Source organism: Sporosarcina luteola (assembly GCF_007991495.1).
Taxonomy (GTDB): Bacteria; Bacillota; Bacilli; order Bacillales_A; family Planococcaceae; genus Sporosarcina; species Sporosarcina luteola.
Genome location: NZ_BJYL01000011.1, coordinates 22,028 through 37,654 on the forward strand (window position 1 = coordinate 22,028; position 15,627 = coordinate 37,654).

A 15,627-nucleotide genomic window follows, 5' to 3' on the forward strand; every position below is an offset into this window, starting at 1 on the left:
TTTGGACAGCTTTTTCCTATTCGGCAACAATTCGTTCCGGATGCGTATAAATATTGAAAGATGTCCCTCTTATAAACCCTACTGTTGTAATCCCTAATTGTTCGGCAAGTGTCAATGCAAGTTCAGTTGGTGCGGATTTCGATAAGACAATTTCACAGCCGATCTTTGCAACCTTCAGTAAAATTTCAGAAGATATCCTACCGCTGAAAGCGATTACTTTGTCGTGTACAGGAATATTGTTCTTTAGGCAGTGACCGTATAGTTTGTCTAATGCATTATGCCTCCCAATATCCATTCTTGAAAGGAGAATTCCATTAGCGTCACAAAGTGCTGCATTATGGACGCCGCCCGTATGTTGAAACATATGAGCAGCCTGATCCATTTGCTCCATTAATGAAAAACAGTCTTTAGGTGTGAGTCGGACATTGATGGACTTCATTTCTTTCGCTGTAAGAGCGTCATGCGCAAATACAAATCCTTGTCTGCTCATACCGCAACAGGAAGTAATATATCGCTTGTTTAGCATTTTTTCATAGAAAGGGAAGTGCATATCCGTTTTGATATGAACGACGCCAAGTTCCTCTTGAAACCACATTTCTTTGATGGAGTCATATTTAGGAATGACACCTTCAGAAGCTAAAAAACCTATAACCATATCTTCGATGTATTCGGGCGTACAGACGATTGTCATGAATTCTTTATCGTTAATACGGATTGTGATGGGGTGTTCCACTGTGATCGAATCTATTTTTTCTTCCATTTGACCGTTTGAATAGCGGAAAACCTTCCGTTTGTGAAGCTGTTCCATTCGGCAAGACCCCCTGTAGTAGTTCAGAAATTCAGTCTATGTCTACTATAATACTACTAATTGGGGGGAATAGTTATATGTCGTATAAAGTATCGTGCGTAAACGGCATAAAAGCCTAATTCCCTGCTGAAAAATGTAGGAGTTAGGCTTTTTATGTCCGAAAGGAATTAATTGAACAAGTCTTCTTGTAGGTTAGTATTGATTCGGTCCTCGCTTAGTAATTCGGACACTGTTCCGATAACATAGCCTTTTTGCTTGATGTCGGCAATCATTTTTTCCAAACCTTCTGCAGTTGGTTTCGTCGGATGCATAAGTACCATCGAACCGTTTTCCACTTTAGAAACAACGCGATTGACCATGGCACTCGCTTCGGGCAATTTCCAGTCAACTGTATCGACCGTCCATAGTACGGTGAACATATCAAGCTCCCGTGCAATTTCAACAGTCCGCTGGTTGAAACTTCCGCTTGGTGGTCCAAACCACTTTGGCTTGACACCTAGCATTTCTTCAATTACGTTATTCGTCTTCGTCAATTCTTCCCGTGTTTTCGCTTCAGACGACCTACCAAGATCCGGATGGCTATACGCATGGTTTCCGATCTCATGGCCTTCATCCAAAATCATCTTCGCAAGCTCAGGACTTTTCTTTGTCCAACTCCCGTCAAAAAAGAAGGTCGTCTTCACGTTATGTTCTCGGAGCGTTTTTAAAATAGGGGGAATGAATTCATCGCCCCATGCAACGTTTATCAAAAAAGCGACCATCGGTTTTTGTGGATTTCCTTTATAAATAGGTGAAGGGGGTAAATCACTTAAACGAACAGACGGAGCGATTTTATTATAGACAAGTAAATCTTCATTGAATTCATCACTTTTCACCATTCGTTTATAGCTTGCTTCTATATCAACAACGAGTCCATTATAGCCAGGAACTGCTTTCCAAACCCGGTCGATCACCGCATCGATCGGTTGGATGTCGTTTGCATTGGCGTATGATTGAATCGTTTCAAGCAGATTTTCATTTTTGCTTATTGTTGTTGAAGAAGCTGCTGATAGATTTGGAGTATGGACCATCGATAGCCCATAAAAAATGAATAGCCCAGAGATGGCCGCGATTACAATTGTATTTTTCATATAACAATCATTCCTTCCGCGTTATCCATTTAGGAATTCCCCGAAATCATTATTCAATACAATTAATGGTGTAAAGATAGGGATAGAACGATTTAGGGTGAAAAAAGTGAATTATCTATCATTCGTTTTCAGAACACATTGTATAATAATATTCTTTCAACTATACTATTAGTAAATAGACTTCTAGATAAAATGAATATAAATGTTTGAGATTTACACTAGGATTGGAACGGAAGGCGGCGACTCCTGCGGGAACAGCACGAGCTGAAGAACCCGGAACGAAGCGAAGCGTAGTGAGGAGGCTGAAGCCGTGCCCGCGGAAAGCGTCCGCCTGAAGTGGAAATCCGGTTGGTTTTTATATTTTCAAAAAGGAGGAGTTTTCATGTCAATCAAGATTGATGGAAAAGCATATCCATACACGGACGGCATGACTGTACTTCAAGTGATCAATGAAATGAAAATCGAGCATCCGCAAATTTGTTATTTGCCTGAAGTGGATCCGATTGAGACTTGTGATACTTGCATCGTAGAAGTAAATGGCCGTCTTGTCCGTGCCTGCTCAACAAAAGCAGAACAAGGTATGGATGTCAAATTATCTTCCCACCGTGCAAAAGAAGCTCAAACCGAAGCAATGGATCGAATCCTCGAAAACCATCTATTGTACTGTACAGTTTGTGACAACAACAATGGAAACTGCAAAATACATAACACTGTCGACATGATGGGTATCGAGGAGCAGAAGTATCCGTATGAACCGAAATGTTCGAAGGACAGTGTCGATTTCACACATCCATTTTACCGCTACGATCCAAACCAATGCATCGCTTGCGGTCAATGTGTGGAAGCTTGTCAAAACTTGCAGGTGAATGAAACACTTAGCATTGATTGGGAACGGGACCGGCCAATTGTCTTATGGGACGGCGGTGCTAAAATCAATGAGTCTTCCTGTGTCGGCTGCGGCCATTGCGTGACGGTTTGCCCATGCAATGCGTTAATGGAGAAATCGATGCTTGGCGAGGCGGGATTCATGACGGGGATGAAAGACGAAATTTTATCGCCAATGATCGATCTTGTGAAAGATGTAGAACCTGGCTACAGCGGAATCATGGCCATCTCTGATGCGGAAGCCGCAATGCGTGAAACGAGGACTAAAAAGACAAAAATAGTTTGTACATTCTGTGGGGTAGGCTGTTCATTTGAAGTATGGACGAAAGATCGAAAAATCCTCAAAATCCAACCCGTCTCTGACGCACCTGTCAACGCAATATCGACCTGCGTAAAAGGGAAATTCGGCTGGGATTTCGTCAACAGCGAAGAGAGATTGACAACGCCGCTTATTCGAAAAGGGGATTCCTTCGTCGAGGCTACATGGAAAGAAGCATTGGACTTGGTCGCTGAACGGTTAGGCGCCATCCATAAAAAATACGGTGAAAACAGTGTTGGGCTTATTTCTTCATCAAAGATTACAAATGAAGAGAATTACTTGATTCAAAAGCTTGCGCGTCAAGTGTTCAAGACGAATAACGTCGATAACTGTTCACGCTATTGCCAATCTCCGGCAACCGACGGATTATTCAGGACGGTCGGTATGGGTGGAGATGCAGGCACTATTAAAGATATCGCGAAAGCAGGACTTGTTATTATCATCGGAGCGAATCCTGCAGAAGGTCATCCAGTTCTGGCAACACGGGTGAAGCGTGCTCATAAGCTTCATGGCCAGAAATTGGTTGTCGCTGATTTGCGTAAACATGAAATGGCGGAACGGTCGGATATTTTCATTAGTCCGAAGCAAGGAACTGACCAAGTATGGCTAATGGCTGTGACGAAATATATGATTGACCAGGGTTGGCATGATTCAGCATTTATCAAAGAAAATGTTCATCATCTTGAAGAGTTTAAAGATGTTTTGAAAACATATACGCTTGATTTTGCCGAGCATGTGACTGGGGTTCCGAAAGAAAAACTGATCAGGACGGCTGAAATGATACGCGATGCGGATGGCACTTGTATTTTATGGGGGATGGGAGTCACCCAAAATACGGGCGGTTCGGATACGTCTGCTGCGATTTCCAACCTGTTGCTGGCAACAGGCAATTATCGTAGACCTGGGGCGGGGGCCTATCCTTTACGCGGCCATAATAACGTTCAAGGTGCATGTGATATGGGTACTCTCCCTGGATGGTTGCCGGGTTATCAGCATGTAACGGATGATGCCGCGCGCATAAAATTCGAACGTGCCTATGGAGTTGAAATCGACGATAAGCCCGGAATGGATAATATTCAAATGCTGCATGCCGTAGACGAGGGACTGATGAAGGCGATGTATATCGTAGGGGAAGACATGGCGCTTGTTGATTCCAACTCAAATCATGTGCATGATGTCTTATCAAAACTCGATTTCCTAGTCGTCCAAGATCTGTTCTTTTCAAGGACGGCTCGATATGCAGATGTGATCCTCCCGGCTGTGCCTTCTTTGGAGAAGGAAGGAACTTTCACGAATACGGAAAGAAGGGTACAACGTCTATATAAGGCATTGCCTGAGCTGGGTGATTCGAAGGCCGACTGGTGGATCATCCAAGAAATCGCAACTCGATTGGGAGCACATTGGAACTTTGAAGGCCCGAGAGAAATCTTTGCAGAGATGGCAAGCCTTTCACCGCTATTTAGTCAAGCTGACTATAGCAATATGGAAAACTGGGATAGCTTTCTCTGGGGGAGCCTGAATGGAGCGAGTACGCCGCTATTATACGTCGATGGATTCAATTTCCCGGACGGTAAAGCACGATTTGCATTATCCGACTGGGTGGAACCGGCTGCATATCCGGATGAGTTTGATTTGCATATAAATAACGGCCGTTTGCTGGAACATTTCCATGAAGGAAATCTGACAAATAAATCATCAGGCATCCAGTCGAAAGTACCCGAGATTTTCGTAGAAGTCTCCCCGGAACTTGCGAAAGAAAGAGGTGTGCTGAGCGGTTCGTTAGTAAGATTGGTCTCACCTCATGGTGCATTGCGTTTGCCGGCTCTAGTAACCGATCGAGTTAAAGGAAACGAATTATTCTTGCCGATGAACTCGGTGAAAAAGGAATCGGCCATCAACTTCTTAACTGGAACTGCGGTCGATCAACGGACGAATACACCAGCGTTCAAACAGACAAAGGTTCGGATGGAAGTATTGCAGAAGGAAGGAGAAAATCCTTTGCCTGCAACGAATCATCGGAATAAAAAGCGATACCCGCAAGACGGTGTCGAAGTTGAGCGGAAATGGGCAAGACCGGGCTATGAGCATCTAACAGATCAACCGGAGAAAGGGTGAATAAAGTGGCATCACCGATTACATCCATTCAAAGAAAACAAGCAACGCCCGAACAACAACAGACAGAGAAATTAGATGAATTGCAAGCATTGATTGCTGAACAGCAACAATCGTTGAATAAAATCTTGGAACTTACTTCTGAACTGGATAAAGCAGGGGTTCTTGATGCGGCGAATGCAATGCTAAAAGGGAAGGATGAGCTCGCAGGCATTGCAGTTACACAAGCTTCGCGTGAACCGATGACAAATCTCATCAATAATCTATTGAATACGGCAGGCCTTTTAACATCCTTGAATCCGGAAGTTACAGCGAACTTGAAAAATAGTATCACTCACGGGATAGAAGAAGCTGAATTGTATAAGGGGAATGGCGATAAAGTGTCAATTCTCCAAGTGATGACCGCGTTAAACGATCCTCATATCAATCGCGCCGTAAAATATGGGTTGGATTTTCTGAAAGGGATGGGCAAAGGGTTGGAAAGTTAAAGCTCATTCAAGACCCTGAATCTCTCTAAATCTTGAAACCATTTTAGCATCCATACGTATTAAACTTATAGTGAACAACAGAGAGTGGGCTGATAGTATGGATACTAATAATGAAAGTACAGTTGAGCCGCGTATAAACCCGTGGACTTCTGTTTGGCTTCATCCAAGAAAAACCGTGCGGTATGTTGTAGATAATAAACCCGGTAGCTTTATTCTTATGATTGCTGCGTTAGCAGGAATTGTTCATTTTCTTGATCAGGCGATGAGCAACGATCTAGGAGATTCATGGAATATGGGTCTCATTCTCTTAGTTTCGTTGCTCGCCGGGCCGGTTTTCGGATTGATTGGACTTTTTGTTGCATCTGGTATCTATTACGTGATTTCAATGATGCTGGGCGGATCGGGTACTTTCACTGATACGAAAAATGCTTATGCTGTTTCAAGCATAATCCTCGTTGTTGGTGGGCTTATCTGGATACCGGATCTTTTGATTTTGGGGCAAGGCAATTTCATGAGTGAGCCGGATCTCTCAGTTGGTCAAGTTGTATGGCTATTGCTCTCAATGCTTGTGAATCTTGCTGTTGGGGGTTGGTCGTTGTTCGTCCTCGGTGCAGCTATCGCTGAAGTTCACCAATTATCTATTTGGAAGGCAGTCTTCGTTGTACTTTTGCCAATTATCCTTCTGATTCTATTTTTCATCGTTATTCTTGCTTTGACGATGCCGTTCTTATAAGAATGCTTGCATTGCCGTTCATCGCAATGCGAGCTTTTTATTTTCCCTTCTCTTCTTTTTCTTCTTCTTTTGTATTCCGATAAGCATCAACCATTGCTTCCCTATAATGACCAAGCGTGGCGAATTCATGGGCCATTTCTTCGGACATCTTTTTTCTTCTGGCTATTTCATTCCTTTTAGTAATTCTTTTTTCAACCTCATCCACGATGACAACCTCCTTCCTAAGCCTTCTTTTTACTGTGCCTTATAAAACCGAAAGTATAACTGAAAAGGAATGTTAATTTAACGGGGAGCAAAAGGAGGAGATGATTGATCGTGCGAAGGAGAGTTTTGTGAAAAGGATTGATGAGTGGTGCTAGTTCATTTCATAAGAAAAGTTGACCAGGTGACAACACTGGTCAACTCTTGTTATTCATCGACGAACTTCCCATAATCAGGAACCGCAATTGTCTTAAATTCGGCTGCCAATTTCGTCAGATTTTCTTTCAACCATTCACCTTCCACAGGAACGCCATGTCCTGTAATCGCAATCGCGGGACGTAAAGCCTCCAATATTCCAACAGATTGTTCCGCTGTTTCCCAGTCGGGAGTAAAGTAGCGGGGTGGCCCGTTAATTTCCTTCTCCTGTGTGAATACCTTATACAATTCATCTTGTTTAACTGTCACAAAGGCATCGCCCACAATCATCGCATGATCTTCATTGCGGAATAATGATATATGCCCATCGGAATGTCCCGGCGTATGGATCCATTTCCAATCCGGCATGAATGGAACGGTATGATCGTCCGAAAGTGGATGAGCATTCTCACCGATATCAATACTTTCATTCGGAAACAGGAATGACATTTTAGCGACCATCCCACCTTCAACTGATGTATCAGGCTTAGGATAATTTTTCTTGCCTGTTAGATAGGGAAGTTCGTTTGAATGTGCGTAAACGGGTACTGGGCCCCAGTCTTCCAATAAATCAATCAACGCTCCGATATGGTCAAAATGAGCATGCGTCAAGATGATTGCCTTTGGTGGATTTCCTTCACCAAACCTTTTTTCCGCTTCCGCCTTAATCATCGATGCAGATTTTGCCATTCCCGCATCAATTAAAACCCAATCATTTCCTTCACCGGCAATCCCATAAAACACAACATTGACAATTTGCACTGTAAAACAGTATAAGTCAGGAGCCATTTCTATTCCGACTCCACTGCCGACAGACGTCATCGGTTGGAATCTTTCTGTAGACGAGCTTCTTTCCATCTCCAAATGTATATCCTCCTTCAGTTGTTTTCTATCTACTTGATCTATACCCAAAATGCCACAAATTCTTCGCACTTTTACTAATGTGGTTTACTTTCAATGATCCATACCTAAATTTAGGTAAACTTTTATATTGCTCTTCACCGCTCAATTCTCTATAATAGAAAGGTACTCATTTTTTGTCTCAGTAGCTCAGGGGATAGAGCGGCAGCCTCCTAAGCTGTAGGTCGCAGGTTCGATTCCTGCCTGGGACGCTAATTAAGCAATGAAAAAAGGTCGGATGAAATGTTGATTCAAACATTCCATCCGACCTTTTTTTATCTATTATCACAGTATGTGACAAAGTTCGATTGCTTTCTCTAATAACTGGATATCCGATAATATTTGAGGCTTTAGATTGTCGGGACATTTTCTTAGATCCCTCCATAATCTTTCAACTTCTATCTCTAAAAGATTATATTTGCATTTCTGTTCCATAAGTTTCTCTCTCCCCTTTACTATCATAATACCCTGAAAAGAAGTAGGTCAAACGTACTTTATCAGTTTGTTATTTTGGATATTAGTACCTAGCTTATTTTTATTTCACGGATTCTAGAAAACAGAAAACCTTTATTTATCGATTGCATGCTTTGATTGACTGAAAAGGTAATATCGTAGTAAAGTACAATCGTAGTTAATTTATATAGAATTTCAGAACAATAACTTACTGAAAAGCTGAAGAACATTTTGTGTTTAGCTACTCAACTCGTACTTAACGAAAAATATATAAGTGACTTAACAATCATTCCCTTATTCAGACAAATTAGTGTGGAAAATACATGCAGGAGGAAGTTGTATGAAAAGTGTTTTGAAAGGGATTCCAAGTAATATATATAGTTCATTGATAGATCATAATCCTGATTCGATTTTCATATTGGATAAAGAAGGATTCGTGTTAGACATAAATTTGACAGTCAATGCTATCTTCGGATATACCCCACCTGAAGTGATTGGTAAACGATGCAAAATCATGAGTGACGAAACTTGTAACTCGTTACAAGGTGAATTTTGTACCTATCATAAAAGCACGTATGATAAATTTGGCCAAATTCTTCATTTACAAGTGAAGAGCATCCCGATATTTGAAGATGAGGGACTTGTTAATGTAATGATTGTCGCAAAGGATGTGACAGACGTCGTTGAAACGAGAATTGCATTACAAAACACTACCGAAAAATTGCAGACAATCTATGATTCTTCTGCGGATGCAATGGATATTATCGATTTAGATGGCAATGTTGTGCATGTGAATAAAGCATTTGAAGATATGTATGGGTGGAAAGCTGAAGAGATTATAGGAAAACAGATGCCTACAATTCCGGTTGCTCGATTTGAAAAGGTGAAAGATGAACGAGAAAATCTGAAGAAAGAGCAATATATAAAAGGGCTCGAAGTGGAATGTTTGAAAAAAGACGGCAACATGATTCCTGTTAGTATAACAATATCCCCTCTATACGATGAAGACGGCAAAGTGTTTGCATTTTCTTCCATTTCGCGTGATATAACAGAACGAAAAAAGATGGAAGCAGAACTCATTGAAAGCAAGAATAAATATAAGGGATTACTGAACGCTTCTCCAGAACCTAGCTATGTTCAAAGCGAAGGTGTCATTCATTACATTAACAGGGCAGCGGTAAAATTGTTTGGATATAACCATCCTGACGAATTACTCGGCCGTCATGTATTGGATTTTGTACACTCCGATTCATATGAATCCGTTGCGAATCTTATTTGCAAATCTGTTAATGAAATAACAATTCCAGAACAAACAGTGTTTCAAAAATTGTTGCGAAAAGATCGGTCCACTTTCATCGCAGAAGTTATACAGTTAGGAATAGAGTATGCAGATATGCCAGCAGTCCATGTTATTTTAAGAGATGTTACAGAGAGGAAATTGGTGGAAGAAGCACTAATTCAAAGTGAAGAAAAATATCGTTTAATTGCTGAAAACATGACAGATCTCGTCACTGTTGTAGATGAAAACGGATTGATCACCTATGCATCACCTTCGACGTCAGCTGTGTTAGGATTTACGCCGGATGATTATGAGGGTAAACCTGCGTTTAATAAAGCGCATCCCGATGATTTGCCCAATGTCCGAAAGATGATGGGGGAATTACTAATCACAAAAGATAGTCACGAAATGGAATTTAGGTATAAACATAAAATGAAAGGTTGGATTTGGGTAGAAGCTAGAGGGACTTATTTTGAGGAAAAGGGTCAGCGTTTTCTATTGTTTGTTTCCCGCGTGATTGAAGAGAAAAAGAAAATGCGTGAACAGTTAAAGTTGATGGCATTTCAAGATGAATTGACCGGATTGCCAAATCGTCGGCTGTTTCAGAAAAAAATTCGGGAAACGTTAGAGGAAGCCAAACGAAATCAAACGAAGTTTGCTCTTCTTTATTTGGATATCGATAAATTTAAATGGGTAAATGATAATTTAGGTCACTCTACTGGTGATGAGTTATTGAAGCAGTTTGCGGATAGGGTAGGCAGCGCTCTGCGGAAAAATGACACATTAGTCCGGCAGGGCGGAGATGAATTCCTTGTTCTTTTGCCTGATATTGGGAATGTTAAGAATGTAAAAAGGACAGCCGAACGAATATTGGGGGACTTACAGACAGAGTGGAAAGTAGGGGAGCACTCTTTCACAACAACTTCCAGCGTTGGTATTGCTATTTTCCCCAAAGATGGCACTACGATGGATGAATTATTAACAAATGCCGATTTCGCTTTGTATGAAGCGAAAGAACATGGACGTAATAACTATATGATGTTTTCATGAAAGGAACTGTCCAGAAAGTCGAAAAACTGACTCTGAGTCAGTTTTTTTAATTCCCAGCTTTGGAATGAAATTATCGTTCAAGCTATGTTCTCTAAATTGAGAATGGGTATTTAGAATCAAATATATTTTTTACGTATGTCGAGTATCCTTTTTGACCCCACCCATCTATATAGGGGGTAAAAGGGGGAATGGGAAATGACACATTACTTGAAAGAATACTCACGCTTCACAACTATCGCGGAAATGGACGCAGCTGCTGAACAGCACTTAATGAAACACTGGGATGAGCTGACAAAATCGGATCGCCAAGTGCTCGATGTCATCCGCCGCTACTCTGTAAAATACGGTGCTGCACACTTGAAACATGGAACAATTGAAGCTGCGGTTGGAAAGTCAAACGCGACTGTACGTCGCGCCATCCGCAAACTTGTCAAATTAGGAATCATTGAGAAAGTTCACTTCATCCGTCCAGTCATGAGCGGGCTCGGCGCTAACATCTATATCATTTTGCCTTTTGTTGACCAGGGGAAAATGAACAACCGTGACCATGACGACAAACCGCATGACAACGCGGAAACTTCACAGGTTTCAGCAGACGAAGCCTATCTTTCTAAATCTCTATTAAAATCTAAAGAACTTAACTGCACGTCTCATAGTGAGTCGTCAAAGTTATCCACAAGTCTATTCAGCCGGATGAAAGAACTGCTTGCCGCAACAATCGGAGACACAAAAAAGACCCGTGAATTTTTCGGAATTCATCGGGCTGTCTTAGGACGTATGTTGAAGTACGAAATTTATAAGGATGATAAGGATGTATTCGAGGAGCTTGCTTATCGTGCATTAAAAATTACTGTGATGGCAACGAAGAAGAAGGCGATCCGCAATTTGCCGGGGTATTTCAAGGGCGTATTGGATAAATTGGTCGATGAAACGTATTTCAAGGATATTTTCATGCTGTTTGATAAACCGGTGGAGGGGTTTTATTGCCCTTGAAATTCTAAGGTCCACTCTTAAGCTGCGAAGGTCCATTCTTTCACATAAAGGCTCATTCTTTCGATGCCAAGGTCCGTACTTTCAAACAAAGGCTCATTCTTTAGCTGCCAAGGTCCATTCTTTCGTACAAAGGCTCATTCCTTCAATGCCAGGGCCTATTCAAAGGTTGGCTTCATTTCGATGCAAGTAACGTTCATTGCGTTGCTTACCAATTTCATTTTGTTACATGCGAATTTCATTGTGTTGCGGCAGTTTCGTTGTGATACGTCCCGATTTCATTGTATTGCGATTAGAACTCATTATGATGCACATGAATTTAATTCTGGGTGTGGCTTGATTAAATAATTGAATCATTTAAACTACTTATAAGAGTTAAAGTGAAAGTTTTCAATTGTGCTGTCCATCATTTATTTGGAAAATGGAAGCATGTGCTAGAAACGATCATTTTCACAGATGAACTTAAGAATGTACCACAGCAGGCCAGAATTTGAAAAGAAGGAGATGAATGAAAATATCTATTCATGATGGTGTGGTAATAGGGTACGCTGTGAACTTTTTAAAGCATGAATTACTAATAGATATTGAAACGGTGGCAGATGAGGCTGTCACTGTTGCATTCGATAATTATTTAGCACACGATTTCGAACATGTAATGGCTGGCAGTATATTGTTTGATATTGAAGAAGCAGATGTAACTACATTTTTCGTGAAAAACAGAGAACAATTTGAGGCTCATAAATTGCATGCTTGGCCAATTTGGTATGATGATGTGGAAGAACTCAAACAGTACTTACAAAATAATAATTATAAATGTTATGTGGTTTTTTCATCATTCGGATTGTCAGGCTACATCTTTGCTAAAACATTTGAAATCAAAAAGAAATGATCTTAAATTTTTGGGGGAGTTCACTTGTTACAACCAACAGCTTTTTTTCGTGCGGGTTTAAAGATTATCGGCTTGCTAACAATCATTTGGAGTTTGACCCACGTCATCTCTGTTGTGTATATGTTCTACTCTATCTACAATCTCTCAGATATGATGACAAATAGTGATCTAACAAATTATCGACTATCCCTTGTTTTTCAGGCCGTCTATCCTGTCTTGCTCTTGGCACTGGGGATTTATTTGTTGAAAAGCGGTGAGGCGATCATTCAATTTGCTTTTCGAGGTTCGGTTGAGAAGGGAGACGACAAGGCTGGGGAATTATTCATGCTGTTTATGAAGTTGGCCGGGTTGATTTTAATTATTTATTCAATACCAAAGGCTTTTCAATTAGTGTCTAATATCATGTTTGTCTCATCTGCAAAATTAATTGATACAAGTGTTCAAACGGAATTCATTGTTCAAAACCTTGTTATAACTGTTATTCAGTTATTGCTTGGCGTTTATTTGTTAAAGAGCGGAAAGCTCTTCTATAACCTCGGATTCAATAACGTTTCAAAGTAAATAAAAAGGAGATTGCTCAATGGATACAATGATAGTCAAGGAACTTGAATCTCCAAAAGAAATGCTTGAGGCATTTCCTGTAATGAATCAATTGCGAACACATTTGGATGAAAAAACCTATCTGGATTTGGTGATAGAGGCCAAAGAAAAGGATATGTACAGATTGTTTGCCTTGTTTGATCAAGGAGAGATTGTTGCAGTTATTGGGTTTAAACCGATGATAACTCTCTATTATGGGCGGTTTGTTTGGGTATGTGATTTAGTCACCGATCAAACCAAGCGTTCAAACGGATATGGGGAAAGGCTACTTTCTTATGTACATGAATGGGCTGAAGATCATGAGTATCGGAGCGTCGCCTTATCTTCGGGATTGCAGCGAACCGACGCTCACCGATTTTATGAGGAAAAGATGGGATATGATAAAGTTAGCTATGTATTTAAAAAGAATATAATTTCCAGCAAATAGTTACTCCATTCAGCGGTTTTTCTTTATTCATTAAAAAAGAAAGAGACATTAACTAGCTGCAATAAGGGGCGTTATTGAAAAAGCATATGGTATAATATATACTGTCTATAGTCATATATTACTAGACTTATTTACTAGAATTATTATTTACTGACTGTATTTATTCTACTTTTGTATCCAAGGAGGTTTCTATATGGATCAAAACATCCTTTTTCGCAATAACGTTAACATTACAGGTAAGGGCTCAAAAGCAATCCTATTCGCACCGGGTTTCGGATGTGATCAGAATATGTGGCGGATGGTGGCTCCGTTTTTTGAAGAACACTTTCGTGTCATTCTATTCGATTACGTCGGTTCTGGAAAATCTGATTATAATGCTTATAGCCCTAGCAAATACAGTGACCTTAAGGGATATGCACAAGATGTACTTGATATATGCGACGCACTAAATTTAAAAGAGGCAGTCTTTGTGGGACATTCAGTTGGCGGAATTATTGGTATGCTAGCTTCTATTCAGGAACCCGATCGTTTTGAGCATCTCATTATGATTGGCCCATCGCCTTGTTACCTTAATGACCCTCCGAATTATAGTGGTGGATTTGTTAAAGGGGAATTAGAGGCTTTGATTGAAATGATGGAGATGAACTACATAGGTTGGGCGAATTATCTATCGCAAGTTATTATGAAAAACCCTGATCGGCCGGAGCTTTCGCAAGAATTGGAAGAAAGCTTTTGCTCAACGGATCCGACAGTAGCTCGAGATTTTGCCATAGCGACCTTTTTCTCTGATCATCGGGAAGACTTAAAGATGGTTACTGTACCTTCACTTATTCTTCAATGTTCCAATGATTCCATCGCTCCGATTGAAGTGGGAGAGTATATGCATCGAACTCTTTCAGAAAGTACGTTTTCCTTAATGAAAGCGACAGGACATTGTCCACACATGAGCCATCCTGAGGAAACAATCCGTTTGATAAGCGATTATTTAACAACTAGCTATGCGGGATGCATATCGAATGGATGAGCAACTAAACTTTGCGCCATGTGGCTATTTATCCCTTGATGATGATGGGACCATTCTGGCAATCAATGAGACATTACTCAACTTGCTTGGTCACAACCTTCATGAGTTACAAGGGAAGCACATCGATCTCATTCTATCAAACGCAAGCCGATCTTTTTCTCAACTCTATTTTTTCCCGATGATCCGGCTTCAGAAGAAGGTAGAAGAAATGTACATTTCACTCAAGTCAAAGACTGACGAAGAGATTCCTATTCTCCTTAACGCATGTCGACATGAGCGTAATGGGAAGATGTGCAATGATTACATCTGTGTGCCAATGAAGCGGCGATATGAGTATGAGCAGGCACTTCTGACAGTTAAAAAAGAAACAGACTCCTGCAACCAGCTAAAGAAAAAGCAAATAGCCGAGTTGGACCTTCTTCGTCTTGAATTGGAGTCGAAGCAAAACGAACTTTTAGAGTTGAATGAAAAGCTTCAAACGTTAGCCGTTACAGATGGATTGACAGGATTAAAGAACAGACGTTACTTTCAAGAAAATCTAACTTTAAATGTAGCCTTACACAGAAAACGATTGGAACCATTTTCACTTCTTCTAATTGATATAGACCATTTCAAGAGCATAAACGATAATTTTGGTCATATGATGGGGGACAAGATTCTAGAAGAGTTTGGACGATTGCTGAAAGACGAATCCAGAACAAATGACATTGCCGCTCGATATGGGGGCGAAGAATTTGCATTAATTCTCCCGAACATCGATAAATCCGGTGCTTTGAAAATTGCCGAGGGGATTCGTTTACATGTCGAAAATACAAATTGGAATTTACCAAACATCACGATCAGTATAGGGGTTGCCACAAGTTCATCAAACGATACAGAAAGCGCTATACAATTAAGAGCAGATCGAGCACTTTATACCTCAAAGAATCGCGGTCGAAATCAAGTCACTCACGCAAGCGATTTGATACGTTCGCTATTTACTGATTAAAATCACATACAAAAAGCATTACCTGAGAATAACAAGGGCTGTCCAGAGAATCAGTAACAACTGATCTTCTGTGACAGCCCTTTTAGAATCAATGGGGAATAGCAAATGGTCGAAATGGAAAAGCTTGTTGGAAACATGTTTGATGTGAGGGGAGTA

At 40.7% G+C, this 15,627-nt stretch carries 14 protein-coding genes and 1 tRNA gene; 11 read left to right on the forward strand and 4 right to left on the reverse strand.

Annotated elements, in window-relative coordinates; genetic code table 11:
- Window positions 1-16: 16 nt before the first annotated feature.
- Both fdhD and SLU01_RS04280 read right to left on the reverse strand, forming a co-directional pair.
- The gene (gene fdhD, locus SLU01_RS04275; protein ID WP_147055708.1) at window positions 17-808 is read right to left on the reverse strand and encodes a formate dehydrogenase accessory sulfurtransferase FdhD; all 792 of its coding nucleotides are present in this window, start codon (window positions 806-808) and stop codon (window positions 17-19) included.
- A 167-nt stretch (window positions 809-975) separates the two neighbouring features.
- On the reverse strand, window positions 976-1,938 hold the full coding sequence (locus tag SLU01_RS04280) for a polysaccharide deacetylase family protein (RefSeq protein ID WP_147055710.1): 963 nt from the start codon (window positions 1,936-1,938) through the stop codon (window positions 976-978).
- 382 nt (window positions 1,939-2,320) lie between these two features.
- On the opposite strand from SLU01_RS04280, the gene fdhF reads away from it, so the two are divergent.
- The 3 genes from fdhF (at window position 2,321) to SLU01_RS04295 (ending at window position 6,475) form a co-directional block, all read left to right on the forward strand.
- The gene (gene fdhF, locus SLU01_RS04285; RefSeq protein WP_147055712.1) at window positions 2,321-5,257 is read left to right on the forward strand and encodes a formate dehydrogenase subunit alpha; all 2,937 of its coding nucleotides are present in this window, start codon (window positions 2,321-2,323) and stop codon (window positions 5,255-5,257) included.
- 5 nt (window positions 5,258-5,262) lie between these two features.
- Window positions 5,263-5,742 carry a helical membrane plugin domain-containing protein gene (locus SLU01_RS04290; protein WP_147055714.1) on the forward strand — a complete coding sequence of 160 codons (480 nt, stop codon included), beginning with the start codon at window positions 5,263-5,265 and terminating at the stop codon, window positions 5,740-5,742.
- A gap of 97 nt (window positions 5,743-5,839) precedes the next feature.
- A complete protein-coding gene (locus SLU01_RS04295) occupies window positions 5,840-6,475 on the forward strand; it encodes a Yip1 family protein (protein ID WP_147055716.1) in 636 nt (211 codons plus the stop codon).
- Window positions 6,476-6,512: 37 nt separating this feature from the next.
- On the opposite strand, the gene SLU01_RS17890 is transcribed toward SLU01_RS04295, so the two are convergent.
- Window positions 6,513-6,680 (reverse strand): hypothetical protein, encoded by a 168-nt coding sequence (locus SLU01_RS17890; protein ID WP_170232586.1) that lies wholly within the window; start codon window positions 6,678-6,680, stop codon window positions 6,513-6,515.
- A 203-nt stretch (window positions 6,681-6,883) separates the two neighbouring features.
- Window positions 6,884-7,729 carry an MBL fold metallo-hydrolase gene (locus SLU01_RS04300; RefSeq protein ID WP_174842614.1) on the reverse strand — a complete coding sequence of 282 codons (846 nt, stop codon included), beginning with the start codon at window positions 7,727-7,729 and terminating at the stop codon, window positions 6,884-6,886.
- 181 nt (window positions 7,730-7,910) lie between these two features.
- On the opposite strand from SLU01_RS04300, the gene SLU01_RS04305 reads away from it, so the two are divergent.
- From SLU01_RS04305 to SLU01_RS04340, 8 genes are all read left to right on the forward strand, one after another.
- Window positions 7,911-7,983 (forward strand) — tRNA-Arg (locus SLU01_RS04305).
- Between the two features lie 581 nt (window positions 7,984-8,564).
- Window positions 8,565-10,553, forward strand: a complete 1,989-nt coding sequence (locus SLU01_RS04310; protein ID WP_147055718.1) for a PAS domain S-box protein — start codon at window positions 8,565-8,567, stop codon at window positions 10,551-10,553.
- Between the two features lie 195 nt (window positions 10,554-10,748).
- Window positions 10,749-11,546, forward strand: a complete 798-nt coding sequence (locus tag SLU01_RS04315) for a helix-turn-helix transcriptional regulator (RefSeq protein ID WP_147055720.1) — start codon at window positions 10,749-10,751, stop codon at window positions 11,544-11,546.
- A 505-nt stretch (window positions 11,547-12,051) separates the two neighbouring features.
- Complete coding sequence (locus SLU01_RS04320) at window positions 12,052-12,432, forward strand: hypothetical protein (protein ID WP_147055722.1); 381 nt, start codon at window positions 12,052-12,054, stop codon at window positions 12,430-12,432.
- A gap of 24 nt (window positions 12,433-12,456) precedes the next feature.
- Complete coding sequence (locus SLU01_RS04325; protein WP_147055724.1) at window positions 12,457-12,993, forward strand: hypothetical protein; 537 nt, start codon at window positions 12,457-12,459, stop codon at window positions 12,991-12,993.
- 19 nt (window positions 12,994-13,012) lie between these two features.
- Entirely contained in the window at window positions 13,013-13,459 is a 447-nt protein-coding gene (locus tag SLU01_RS04330) for a GNAT family N-acetyltransferase (RefSeq protein WP_147055726.1), read from the forward strand.
- A 193-nt stretch (window positions 13,460-13,652) separates the two neighbouring features.
- Window positions 13,653-14,483, forward strand: a complete 831-nt coding sequence (locus tag SLU01_RS04335) for an alpha/beta fold hydrolase (protein WP_147055728.1) — start codon at window positions 13,653-13,655, stop codon at window positions 14,481-14,483.
- Window positions 14,476-15,471, forward strand: a complete 996-nt coding sequence (locus SLU01_RS04340; RefSeq protein ID WP_170232587.1) for a GGDEF domain-containing protein — start codon at window positions 14,476-14,478, stop codon at window positions 15,469-15,471. The genes SLU01_RS04335 and SLU01_RS04340 overlap by 8 nt, the downstream gene beginning before the upstream one ends.
- Window positions 15,472-15,627: the final 156 nt, after the last annotated feature.

Excerpts from the sequence above, each read along its gene's own strand:
- SLU01_RS04315 (WP_147055720.1), top strand. The coding sequence starts at position 10,749 with ATGACACATTACTTGAAAGAATACTCACGCTTCACAACTATCGCGGAA.
- SLU01_RS04335 (WP_147055728.1), top strand. The coding sequence starts at position 13,653 with ATGGATCAAAACATCCTTTTTCGCAATAACGTTAACATTACAGGTAAG.
- SLU01_RS04310 (WP_147055718.1), top strand. The coding sequence starts at position 8,565 with ATGAAAAGTGTTTTGAAAGGGATTCCAAGTAATATATATAGTTCATTG.
- SLU01_RS04330 (WP_147055726.1), top strand. The coding sequence starts at position 13,013 with ATGGATACAATGATAGTCAAGGAACTTGAATCTCCAAAAGAAATGCTT.
- fdhD (WP_147055708.1), bottom strand. The coding sequence starts at position 808 with ATGGAACAGCTTCACAAACGGAAGGTTTTCCGCTATTCAAACGGTCAA.
- SLU01_RS04280 (WP_147055710.1), bottom strand. The coding sequence starts at position 1,938 with ATGAAAAATACAATTGTAATCGCGGCCATCTCTGGGCTATTCATTTTT.
- SLU01_RS04340 (WP_170232587.1), top strand. The coding sequence starts at position 14,476 with ATGGATGAGCAACTAAACTTTGCGCCATGTGGCTATTTATCCCTTGAT.
- SLU01_RS04300 (WP_174842614.1), bottom strand. The coding sequence starts at position 7,729 with ATGGAAAGAAGCTCGTCTACAGAAAGATTCCAACCGATGACGTCTGTC.
- fdhF (WP_147055712.1), top strand. The coding sequence starts at position 2,321 with ATGTCAATCAAGATTGATGGAAAAGCATATCCATACACGGACGGCATG.
- SLU01_RS04320 (WP_147055722.1), top strand. The coding sequence starts at position 12,052 with ATGAAAATATCTATTCATGATGGTGTGGTAATAGGGTACGCTGTGAAC.
- SLU01_RS04295 (WP_147055716.1), top strand. The coding sequence starts at position 5,840 with ATGGATACTAATAATGAAAGTACAGTTGAGCCGCGTATAAACCCGTGG.